This window comes from Curvibacter sp. GW821-FHT09D12, assembly GCF_059416245.1.
Map to the genome: position 1 here is coordinate 1 of NZ_JBWKOU010000017.1, position 11,331 is coordinate 11,331.

The window sequence follows — 11,331 nt, forward strand, 5'->3', positions numbered from 1 at the left end:
CCAAGCACCCAGAGCCATCAGACCCCAGCCACCTCGCTAAGCACTGTTCTGTGCAGTCGAGCCCGCTAGTATACACAGAGAAAAGGGCTGATTTGACTGATTGAGACAACTTCCCTTATTAACCAAGTTACCAAATGGGTTAATAAATATCAAATCGAGGGCTTGCGCGAAGCCCCCTCCTTCAGCAGGACGGCTATTTGAAGCGATTTCTCAGGGCCAGAATTTCGCCCATGATGCCTCGTCGGAACGCGAGCACACAGATCACAAAGATCAGTCCGGTCACCATCGTGACCGACTCGCCCAGTGTCTTGAACCAATCGACTCCGCTCAATGCGGCCAGCAGGTTGCCGATTTCGCCAAGTTTGTTCTCCAGGACGACCACAACCGCCGAGCCCAGCAGCGGCCCCGACAAAGTGCCCAGCCCCCCAACCAGGGTCATCAGGATGACTTCCCCCGAACTGGTCCAATGGACATCACTGAGTGTTGCAAAGCCCAGCACCAGCGTCTTCAGAGAGCCGGCCAGCCCGGCCAGCGCCGCCGACAGGACAAACGCCAAGAGTTTGTAGCGTTGCGTGTCATAGCCCAGAGAAATGGCACGCGCTTCGTTCTCCTTGATGCCTTTGAGCACTTGTCCAAATGGCGAATGAATGATGCGGACGATCAGCAGGAAGGCAAGTACCACCACCGCCAGCGCCACGTAGTACATGGTCAGATCACTCTTCAGATCCAAAAGACCAAACAAGGCACCGCGCGGGACGCCTTGCATGCCATCCTCCCCCCCAGTGAAAGGGGCCTGCAGGCAGACAAAGAACAGCATCTGGGCCAGGGCCAACGTGATCATGGAGAAGTAGATACCCTGCCGGCGAATCGCCAACAAGCCGAAGACCCACCCCAGAAACGCGCCCCCTGCCGTCCCCAGCAGCAAGGCCCATTCCGGGTTCAAACCCCAGGCCTTGATTGAATGCCCGCACAGGTAGGCCGCACCACCAAGAAAGGCGGCATGGCCGAAGGACAGCAAGCCGGTGTAGCCCAGCAAAAGGTTGAAAGCCGACGCGTACAAGGCGAAGCACATCAGCTTCATGACGAAGACTGGGTAGGCGCCGAGAAACGGTGCGGCCACCAAAGCCAGCAACAGCGCCCCATAGGCCAGCAGATTGTTCGTGTTTTTGTTCATGCCCTGGGCTCCTCTTATTTTTCTTTGCCGAACAAACCGGCGGGGCGAATCAGGAGAACGATGACCATGATGACAAACACGACCGTCGATGAAGCCTCCGGATAGAACACTTTGGTGAAACCTTCAATCACCCCCAAGCCCAGCCCGGTGAGGATGGACCCCATGATGGACCCCATGCCGCCGATCACCACCACGGCGAACACCACAATGATCAGGTTTTGGCCCATCAAAGGGGTGACCTGGATGACAGGAGCCGCCAGGACACCGGCAAATGCAGCCAGCGCCACACCAAAACCGTAAGTCAGCGTGACCATCAAAGGCACGTTGATGCCAAAGGCCTCCACCAGCCGCGGGTTCTCGGTGCCAGCACGCAGGTAAGCCCCCAGTCGCGTCTTTTCAATGACAAACCAGGTCGCCAGGCAGACCATCAAAGAAGCCACCACCACCCACGCACGGTAGTTGGGCAGCATCATGAAGCCCAGGTTGGTGGCGCCGACCAATTGGTCAGGCGTGTCATAGGCCAGGCCAGAGACACCGTAGACGGAACGGAAGACACCCTCGATCAGCAGGGTCAAGCCCAAGGTGAGGAGCAAGCCGTAGAGGTGATCCAGTTTGTAGATCCACCGCAATAACAGGCGCTCGATGAGGATGCCAAAGGCTCCTACCACCAAGGGCGATGCAATCAACATCACCCAGTAGCTGATATTGAAGTACGTCATCGCCATCCAGGTCAGGATGGCCCCCATCATGAACAGCGCACCATGCGCAAAGTTGATGACGTTGAGCAGGCCGAAAATCACCGCCAACCCCAAGCTCAAGATGGCGTAAAAGGACCCATTGACCAGGCCGAGCAACAACTGGCTCAACATGGCGGGCACGGAGACACCGAAGATTTCCATAAGGTACAGGTGGGTGGACGGTAAAAGCAGTCAGGCCGGCAGAGGGAAGACATCCCCCCACCGGGTTCAGGAGATCATTTCCAAAGCGCGCACTTGGACTCGGCCTTGGTCGTGAAGACCTGATCGCCGGCCATCTTCTTGACCACCTTGTAGTAATCCCATGGCTTGGTCGATTCGGCGGGCGCCTTCACCTGCATGAGGTACATGTCATGGACATAGCGGCCATCGGCCCGCAGCTGACCAGAGGCAAAGAAGTCGTTCATCTTCATGCCTTTCCAGGTCGCCATCACCTTGTCGGCGTCCACCGTCTTGGCCTCCTGCACGGCCTTCAGGTAATTCATCGTGGCCGAGTAATCCGCAGCCTGGATTTCCGTCGGCATGCGCTTGGTCTTTTCGAAGAATCGAGCCGAGAACTTGCGGGTTTCTTCGTTCAGATCCCAGTACCAGGGGGCGGTCAACAGCAGGCCCTCGGTGTTCTTCAAGCCCAGGCTGTGGACATCAGAGATGAAGATCAGCAAGCCCGCCAGCTTCATGGTCTTGCCAATGCCGAACTCCTTGGCCGCCTTGATCGAGTTGATGGTGTCACCACCCGCATTGGCCAGGCCCAGGATCTGCGCCTTCGAGCTTTGAGCCTGCAGCAGGAAGGATGAGAAATCCGACGCATTCAGGGGGTGGCGCACCCCACCCAGAATCTGGCCACCCTTGGCCTTCACAACAGCGCTGGTATCGGCTTCGAGTGCATGACCGAAAGCGTAGTCAGCGGTGAGAAAAAACCAGTTGCGACCGCCGCCATCGACCACCGCGCCACCGGTGCCTTTGGCCAGGGCCACCGTGTCATAGGCATAGTGAACGGTGTAGGGCGAGCATTGCTCGTTGGTCAAGGCAGAGGTGGCCGCCCCGTTGTTCACGTAAACACGCTTCTTCTCCTGTGCCACTTTGGCTATCGCCAGGGCGGTACCGGAGTTGGTGCCACCAAAGACCATGGTCAGGCCCTGCGTGTCAATCCACTCACGCGCCTTCGAGGCAGCAATGTCAGCCTTGTTCTGGTGATCGGCCGTCAACAACTCGATCGGCATGCCATTGACCTTGCCGCCAAAATCATCAATGGCCATCTGGATGGCCAGAGCGCCGTTTTTGCCTTCCACATCGGCGTAGAGGCTGGACATGTCGGTGATGAAACCGATCTTGACCTTGTCCTGCGCCTGAGCGACCGTCATGCCCGAGCAGGCCAGCAAGGCAGCGAGTACGGTGAGTTTGGCTTTCATGTTTGTCTCCTGTGAATGGATCGAAGGGTCACTGTCTGTGATTGGAGTGAATGCGAACCCGGGGCTCAGACGCCCAGGAGCTCGTTGAGCACGGGCATCTTCTGGTCCAGTTCAGCGGCGCCAAACTGTTCGACCATCCGGCCATGCTCCATGACGTAGAAACGGTCGGCCAGGGGGGCTGCAAAACGAAAGTTCTGCTCCACCATGACCACCGTGTAGCCCTTGGTTCGCAAGGTGGTGATCATGCGGGCCAGGGCCTGGACGATGACCGGGGCCAGCCCCTCGGATATCTCGTCCAGCAAGAGCAATTTGGCACCCGTCCGCAAAATGCGCGCTACCGCAAGCATCTGTTGTTCGCCGCCTGAAAGGCGGGTTCCCTGGCTGTGACGTCGCTCGGCCAGGTTGGGGAACATGTCGTAGATCTCTTCGACCGACATGCCCCCGGTAGCGCCTTTCAGGCGCGGTGGCAACAACAGGTTTTCTTCGCAGCTCAAGCTCGAGAAGATGCCCCGCTCCTCCGGGCAGTAGCCCACCCCGAGGTGCGCAATGCGATGGGTGGGCATGGCGATGGTTTCGGTACCATCGATCTTGAGCGATCCCTTTCGAGCTCCGGTCAGTCCCATGATGGCCCGCATCGTCGTGGTGCGCCCGGCGCCATTGCGGCCCAGCAGGGTCACCACCTCGCCGGGACGGACCACCATGTCCACCCCGTGAAGCACGTGAGACTCGCCGTACCAGGCCTGCAAGCCTCGAATCTCGAGGGCCGCCGGCCCTGCGTTTTTGTGAAGCGCCTCGCTCATCTCAGTGGGCTCCCTGCAACTGACCGTCCGTGGTGCCCATGTAGGCCTCCATGACCAGAGGGTTGCGCGACACCTCGGCATAAGGCCCTTCGGCCAGGACAGCGCCACGCTGAAGTACGGTGATCTTGTCGGCGATGTTCGAGATCACGCTCATGTTGTGCTCCACCATCAGAATGGTTCGCCCCAGGGACACCTTCTTGATCAACTGGGTGACCCGGTCCACGTCTTCGTGGCCCATGCCTTGTGTGGGCTCATCGAGCAGCATCAACTCAGGCTCCATGGCCAAGGTGGTGGCGATCTCGAGTGCGCGCTTGCGCCCATAGGGCAGGTTGACTGTCAGCTCGGACGCCATGTCGTCCAGGCCCACTTCGGCCAGCAAGGCCAGTGCCCTGTCATTGAGTTGATTCAAGGTCTTCTCGCTGCGCCAAAAGTGGTAGCTTGTGCCGAGCATGCGTTGCAAGCCGATGCGAACGTTCTCCAGCAAGGTCAGGTGCGGAAACACGGCAGAAATCTGGAAGGAGCGGATGATGCCGCGCCGGGCGATCTGGGCGGGGCGCTCGCGGGTGATGTCGATGCCGTTGAAGAGGATCCGACCCGAACTGGGCTCCAGAAACTTGGTCAGCAGATTGAAGCAGGTGGTCTTGCCAGCACCGTTCGGTCCGATCAAGGCGTGGATGGATCCACGTTCCACGGCCAGATCCACCTGGCTGACCGCTGTGAAGCCCTTGAACTCTTTGGTGAGCTTTTGGGTTTGCAAAATGATGTCACTCATCGTCTCTGGGGCGCTCCGGAAGATGGGGAAAGAGGCAGCCAGGGACCGCTGGCTGCACACACACCTTGTTTCATGTGCATTGAAGTTCATGCTAATGCTGCGCCGCAGCGGCTGATACTGGGGCAAATGCCTAGGTTGGTCGCAAATCGGACACCCTTCTCTGCGGGCTCGACTCGCGCGGCAGATTTGGCCTCAGGTTTGGCAGATGCAAACCACCCACACTCCGTGCAAGCCCGCTTGTGCGCCGCTTGTGAATTCCGATAAGGTCAATCGCACGTCGACCAAAAACAACGACCGGCGAGGAGGCCCCTGATGATCGAAGCACGCACACGTTTGAACCAGTCCAACCAGTCAGACAGCCCCCCTGCATCTCCCTGAACCGGCAGAGCACCATGGCCCCGGTCGGCCCGATACACCAATGGAACAGCGCGCGCCGTGGCGCTGCCAAGGCCCCACTGCCTTGGCCTGCCACGGCCCTGCACGCCACAAGCGTCTCGGAGGAAATGCAGGCCCAGGTTTTGGTCGCCCTGCAAGGCCAGCCCAGGCAGTTGCCTTGGTCTTATCTGTTCGATTTGCAGGGATCAGCCTTGTATGAATTGGCCACCGAATCACCGGACTACTTTCTGGCCCGCACCGAACTGCGGGTGCTGCACGAGCACGCCGGCGACATCGCACGCCGCATGGGCCCCTGCCCCGAATTGATCGAGTACGGGGCGGGGGCCATGCGCGTGGTGCGCCGCTTGATTGAAGAAGCCGATCAGCCGGTGCGCTATGTGGCCATGGACACCTCGGAGCAACACCTGCAGGCACGCGTATCGGGCCTGCAACATGACTACCCGCACCTGGACATCCAGGCCCTGGCTGGCGACCTGGCACAACCCCCTGCCCTTCCGGCGGCCCACCCCGAGGCGGCACGACGTGTCGGCCTCATCGGAGGCTCTGGCTGGAGCAGGATCCCCCCCGGGGCTCGGCTCACGGCATTGCAGCGGCTGGCCACTGCACTGCGAGGCGGCGCCTTGCTCATCACAGTCGACCAGGTCCAGGACCCGGCGCTGCAAGAACGCGCCTACAACGATGCGCAGGGGCGAATGGCCGAATTCAACCTGAACGGACTGCGTCGATGCCAGAGGGACTTTGCATTGCAGTTGAGCAGTGGCCAATTCCAGCACCAGGTGAAGGTGGATGCAGCGGGCCATTCGGTGGTGCTGCAGTTGACCTGCCCCCGGGGCCTGACCCTGGAGCTGCGCCACCAGGGGCGCGTCACGGCGATCGACCTGCCCGCGGGCGATGCCATTCAAACGCTGCAGATGCACCCGGGTGCGGCAGCTGACCTGCAGGCGCTGGCACGGCGGGCTGGCTTTGCGCCGGGCCCCTGCTGGCAAGACCCATTGGGTCAAGTGGCCCTTTGCTGGCTGGAGGCTCCCCCTCTCTGAAGAAGCAGGGAGCCCGTCTTGCGCACCCCGCCCTGGACCTCAATGGGCGCCAGCGGCTGCGTCGGCGCCGCCACCTGTTCCGGGCAAGGGGTGGGACAACCACACCAAGGGGATCAGGGCCAGAAAGATGAAGGCCGAGGCCAGAAACACATCATTGGCCGCCAGCATGAAGGCCTGCTGGTCCACCAGGCGATTGACCTGCGCCAAGGCCTGTTCGGGGCTCAAGCCGGTGGCATTCAAGCCCTGCAACGCCCCCATGGCGGTCGCATTGCCCTGCTGAATCGACTCCACCAACTGAGCATGGTGCAGGCTGGCCCGGTTCTCCCAGACCGTGGTGGAAATGGAGGTCCCAAAAGCCCCCGCCGTGATGCGGGCGAAGTTGGACAAACCCGAGGCAGCCGGAATGCGGTCTGGCGTGATGCCCGACAACGTGATGGTGACCAGCGGAATGAAGAAGAAAGCCATCGCCACACCTTGCACGATGGTGGGCACCATGATGGTGGCCAGATCAGCCTGCGTGTTGAAGTTGGACCGCATCCACAGCACCAGCGCAAACACCGCAAAGGCGAAGGTGGCAAAGTAACGCGGATCGAACTTGGCAATGTTCTTGCCGACCCAAGGCGACAGCACAAGGGCCATCAGCCCCACCGGGGCCATCACCATGCCCGCCTGGGTGGCGGTGTAGCCCATGTACTGCTGCAACCACAGCGGCAGCAGCACCACGTTGCCAAAGAACAACCCATAGCCCACCGACGTGGCCAGGGCACCGGCCCAGAAGTTGCGCCGCTTGAACAAGGCCAGATCCACCACGGGATGATCGTCGGTCAGCTCCCACACCAAAAACAGCGCCAGGCCCACCACGGCCACCACCGCCAAGCCGACCACCACGTCCGAGTGGAACCAGTCGTTCTCCTTGCCGATGTCCAGCGTCACCTGCATCGCACCGATCCAGATCACCAGCAAGGCCAAGCCCACCGAATCGATCGGCAGTTGCTTGGTCGGCGTCTCGCGCTTGTGGTAAAGCATCCAGGTGACCAGGGCTGAGACGATACCCACCGGGATGTTGATGTAGAAGATCCAGGGCCAACTCATGTTGTCGGTGATCCAGCCCCCCAGCAAGGGCCCCATCACCGGCGCAATCAGGGTGGTCATCGACCACATGGCCATGGCGAGCCCGGCCAGGGCACGCGGGTAGCTGGACAGCAGCAGGCCCTGCGACAGCGGAATCATCGGGCCAGCCACAAAGCCCTGCAGCGCACGCAGCGCGATCAGGCTGCTCATGTTGGGGGCCAGGCCGCACAGCCAGGAAGCCAGCACGAAGAGCAGCACACTGATGACAAACAGGCGCACCTGCCCCACCCGCTGAGACAACCACCCCGTCAGCGGCACGGCAATGGCGTTGGCCACGGCAAAGCTGGTGATCACCCACGTGCCCTGATTCGGGCTGACGCCCAGGTCGCCGGCAATCGCAGGCAGTGACACGTTGGCAATCGACGTGTCCAGCACGTTCATGAACGTGGCTGCCGACAGGGCGATCGTGCCCCAGGTGCGGGCCGCCCCCTCCAGAGGAGGTGGGGGCGAGAAAGCCGCAGAATTGGACGACATGCTGTGGCCTTTCAACGGGCGTTCTGAGCCACCACGGGCGCCGCCGCAAAAGCAGCCTTGGACAAGCGCACGGGATGTCCCACATTGGCCGAAATCACCCGGTTGATCAGCGTCGTGGCTTCGTCATCGGGCACGGCGTAGACCTGGGTTTGCACCGCCGCGTTGTCGCGTGGCGCATCGGCCAGCGTCTTGCCGTCGCGATTCGTCACATCCACCTCGGCATCCATGGACAAGCCAATGCGCAAGGGGTGCTTGGCCACCTCTTCAGGATCCAGGGTGACGCGCACCGGCACCCGCTGCACCACCTTGATCCAGTTGCCGGTGGCGTTCTGGGCCGGCAGCAACGCAAACGCGGCCCCCGTGCCCACGCCCAGGCCCGCCACCTTGCCGATGTACTCCACCTTCTTGCCCCACAGGTCGGCCGTGAGCTTGACCGGCTGTCCAATGCGGATGTTGCGCAGCTGAACCTCCTTGAAGTTGGCGTCCACCCACAGCTGATTCAGCGGCACGATGGACATCATCGGGTTGCCAGCCGCCACACGCTGGCCCAATTGAACCGTGCGCTTGGCCACATAACCTTCGACCGGGGCCGGCAAGGCCGCACGGCGCGAGGCCAGGAAGGCCTCATGCACCTTGGCCGCGGCCGCCAGCACGCTGGGGTGGGTCTCCACCTGGGTGCCGTCGGTCATGGCCTTGTTGCTGGCCAGTTGTTCGCGCGCAGCCACCACGCCGGCCTGGGCGGCCGCCAGCACACTGCGTGCATTGGCCAGTTGGGTCTGGGTGTGGGCCAGCTCCTCGCGGGACACGGCCCCATTGCCGCTCAGGGATTGGCGACGATTCAAATCGTCCTGGGCGCGCTCGATCTCCAGTTGGGCCTTGGCCACATCGGTTTCGCGCAGCTTGACCTGGGCCTCCAGGGAGGCGTTGTTGGCATAGAGTGTGCGCACCTGGCGCACCGTCTGCGCCAAGTTGGCCTGGGCTTGCTCCAGGGCCACAGCCACATCGGCGGTATCCAGGCGCACCAGTGGCGCACCGGCCTTCACGAAATCCGTGTCGTCCGCCAGGATGGCCGTGACCGTGCCGCTGATTTGCGGCGTGATCTGAATCAGATTGCCTTGCACATAGGCGTTGTCAGTGGTCTCGTAGTGGCTCGAGACCATCCACTCGTAGGCCGCCCAGCCCGCACCGGCCAGCACCACCAGGGCGGCAATCGACAGCAGGCCCTTGCGTCGCGAAGCCTTGGCGGACGACGGATCGAGCGAGGGGGCAGAGTTGTTTTGTGGAGCGTTCATGATGAATCCTGTGTGGGTAAGGAGCGGGGCGCATCAGCCGTGGCCCGCGCTGGAGTCAATGGGGTCGGGGCGCTTTCAAGGGGTGGCCGGGGCGGCCGCCGTGTCGGCTCGCTGGCCTGCCAGGGCCGACTGCAAGCGGATGGCCCCGTTTTCCACGGTGCTTCGGTCATTGGTCACGGCCACGGGCGTGGTTGGCAGACCACCCCCGAGGGCGCGCCACAAGGCCACCTGGGTATCGATGACCCGAGCTTTCAGATCGACAGCTGCACGGCGCTGTTGCAGCACATTGCTTTCCGTGGCCAAGACCTGCAGGTAGGTGCTCAGGCCAGCCTTGTAACGTTGCAGCGCAATCTGGTGGGCATCTTCAGCAGCTTGCTGGGCACTCTTTTGTTCGACCTGCTGGCGCTCCAGCGATTGTGCTGTGACCAACTGATCGGCCACATCGCGCACCGCCTCCAGCAAGGTGCCGTTGTAGGACTCGATGGCGGTGTCCAGATCGACCGTCTTCACACGCAAATTAGCCCGCAAGCGCCCCCCCGAGAAGATCGGCAGGCTGATGGCAGGCGCCACACCCCACTGCTCGCTACCGGATTTGAGCAGGTTCGACAAGCCAAGCGCCGAGAAACCGGCATAGGCCTTCAGATTGATGTTGGGATAGAACTGGGCACGGGCCACCTCGATGTCGCGGCTGGTGGCCTCGACCCGCCAGCGGGCGGCCACCACGTCAGCCCGCTGGCCGAGCAGGTTCAGGGGCACCTCGGCCGGCCCGGCAACGCCCAAGGCCACGGGCAACGACGGTACCTTCAGCCGCTGGGCCAGCGCTGGGTCACCGGCCAAGGTGGCCAGCGCGTTTTTGGCCAGCGCCTGTTGCTCCTGCAAAGCCTCGATCTGCAATTGGGCCTCGGGAATGCCACCCTGGCTTTGGCGCAGTTCCAGTTGGGTGTCCAGACCTGCAGCCAGCCGCGAGCGAACCAGGCCCAGCATCTCCTTGCGTTGTTGCAGGGTGCGCTCGGCCACCTCCAGCTGGGCACCTGCGCGGGCCAACTGGTAGTAAGAGCGGACCACATTGCTCGCCAGCAACAGACGAGCGGCCTGCGCGTCGGCTGCCGCCGCCTGCACAGAACCGATGGCCGAATCCAGAGCCGCCCGGTTCTTGCCAAAAAAGTCCAACTCCCACGAGCCCGACAATTGCACCGTGCCAGAGTCTTCCACACTGCCCCCCAGGGGCGGCGGGTAAATGCTGTTGGCGGTGTACAGGTCGCGGCTGATTTCAGCGCCTGCACCCAACTGAGGCAACAAGGCAGCCCGGGCCACACCGGATTGGGCCTGCGCACGCTCCAGGCGCAAACGGGCCTGTTGCAGGCTGGGGTTGCCGCTCAGCGCTTGCTCAAGCAAGGCGTCCAATTGGGCATCGCCATACTCACGCCACACATCGGCATGCAGCCAGGGCAGTGCCTGGATTGGCTGGCTGGCTCCGGTCTGGGTGCCCAGGGTGGAGGGATCGCGCAGCTTGGCGTGGCCTTGGATGCCTGAGAAGTCAGCACACGCTGACAATGCGACCACGGCGCCGATAGCGGCCACGGCAGTCGCAAAACGCTTGCGCCGGTCTGCATGGCGCTGAGGATGTTTGATCATGACTTGCCCTTCGCAGCAACACCATCGGCCTGGGACTGGATGTGCTCTGCGTTCTTGAGAATACGTTGAAGAAATTCGACGAGTTGCAGCCACTCGGACTCCGAGAAGCCTTCAAGCATGCTGTTTTGCATGTTGCAAAGCACCGCTGGAATGATCCGGGCAGCCTCCTCGCCTTCAGGCGTCAGCTCCAGGTTGACCACCCGCCGATCGGATACCGATCGAACCCGACGGCACAGGCCCTTGCCCTCCACCCGGTCCAACAGCCGCGTCATGGCCCCGTTGTCCAGCTGGCAGGAGCGGGCCAATTCAGCGACGCTGCCGCCTTTGCGTTCGTAAAGCTTGATCAGAGGAATCCACTGCGCATTGGTCAAACCGTGCGGCTCCATCTTGCGGTCGATCTCCAGGCCCATCAGCCTGACGATGTGGCGCATGGTGTAGCCCACACTGATCTGCCCT

At 62.0% G+C, this 11,331-nt stretch carries 10 protein-coding genes; 1 reads left to right on the top strand and 9 read right to left on the bottom strand.

Annotated elements, in window-relative coordinates; genetic code table 11:
• Positions 1–193: 193 nt before the first annotated feature.
• The 5 genes from AC07PT_RS22455 to AC07PT_RS22475 all read right to left on the bottom strand — a co-directional run bounded on the left by AC07PT_RS22455 (position 194) and on the right by AC07PT_RS22475 (position 4,910).
• The gene (locus AC07PT_RS22455) at positions 194–1,174 is read right to left on the bottom strand and encodes a branched-chain amino acid ABC transporter permease (RefSeq protein WP_492348120.1); all 981 of its coding nucleotides are present in this window, start codon (positions 1,172–1,174) and stop codon (positions 194–196) included.
• Between the two features lie 14 nt (positions 1,175–1,188).
• The gene (locus AC07PT_RS22460; protein ID WP_492348119.1) at positions 1,189–2,073 is read right to left on the bottom strand and encodes a branched-chain amino acid ABC transporter permease; all 885 of its coding nucleotides are present in this window, start codon (positions 2,071–2,073) and stop codon (positions 1,189–1,191) included.
• Between the two features lie 74 nt (positions 2,074–2,147).
• Positions 2,148–3,338, bottom strand: coding sequence for an ABC transporter substrate-binding protein (locus AC07PT_RS22465; RefSeq protein ID WP_494658183.1), 1,191 nt, complete (start codon positions 3,336–3,338; stop codon positions 2,148–2,150).
• A gap of 65 nt (positions 3,339–3,403) precedes the next feature.
• A complete protein-coding gene (locus AC07PT_RS22470) occupies positions 3,404–4,138 on the bottom strand; it encodes an ABC transporter ATP-binding protein (protein WP_492348117.1) in 735 nt (244 codons plus the stop codon).
• Position 4,139: 1 nt separating this feature from the next.
• Entirely contained in the window at positions 4,140–4,910 is a 771-nt protein-coding gene (locus AC07PT_RS22475; protein ID WP_492348116.1) for an ABC transporter ATP-binding protein, read from the bottom strand.
• A 392-nt stretch (positions 4,911–5,302) separates the two neighbouring features.
• On the opposite strand from AC07PT_RS22475, the gene AC07PT_RS22480 reads away from it, so the two are divergent.
• Positions 5,303–6,343: an L-histidine N(alpha)-methyltransferase gene (locus AC07PT_RS22480; RefSeq protein ID WP_494658184.1), complete on the top strand. Its 1,041-nt coding sequence runs from the start codon at positions 5,303–5,305 to the stop codon at positions 6,341–6,343.
• Between the two features lie 39 nt (positions 6,344–6,382).
• Here the strand turns inward: AC07PT_RS22480 and AC07PT_RS22485 are convergent, their stop codons facing one another.
• The 4 genes from AC07PT_RS22485 to AC07PT_RS22500 all read right to left on the bottom strand — a co-directional run bounded on the left by AC07PT_RS22485 (position 6,383) and on the right by AC07PT_RS22500 (position 11,306).
• Complete coding sequence (locus tag AC07PT_RS22485; protein WP_494658185.1) at positions 6,383–7,948, bottom strand: DHA2 family efflux MFS transporter permease subunit; 1,566 nt, start codon at positions 7,946–7,948, stop codon at positions 6,383–6,385.
• An 11-nt stretch (positions 7,949–7,959) separates the two neighbouring features.
• Positions 7,960–9,240 carry an HlyD family secretion protein gene (locus tag AC07PT_RS22490; protein ID WP_494658186.1) on the bottom strand — a complete coding sequence of 427 codons (1,281 nt, stop codon included), beginning with the start codon at positions 9,238–9,240 and terminating at the stop codon, positions 7,960–7,962.
• Between the two features lie 75 nt (positions 9,241–9,315).
• Positions 9,316–10,875, bottom strand: coding sequence for an efflux transporter outer membrane subunit (locus tag AC07PT_RS22495; protein ID WP_494658187.1), 1,560 nt, complete (start codon positions 10,873–10,875; stop codon positions 9,316–9,318).
• Positions 10,872–11,306, bottom strand: coding sequence for a MarR family winged helix-turn-helix transcriptional regulator (locus AC07PT_RS22500; protein ID WP_492348111.1), 435 nt, complete (start codon positions 11,304–11,306; stop codon positions 10,872–10,874). The genes AC07PT_RS22495 and AC07PT_RS22500 overlap by 4 nt, the downstream gene beginning before the upstream one ends.
• Positions 11,307–11,331: the final 25 nt, after the last annotated feature.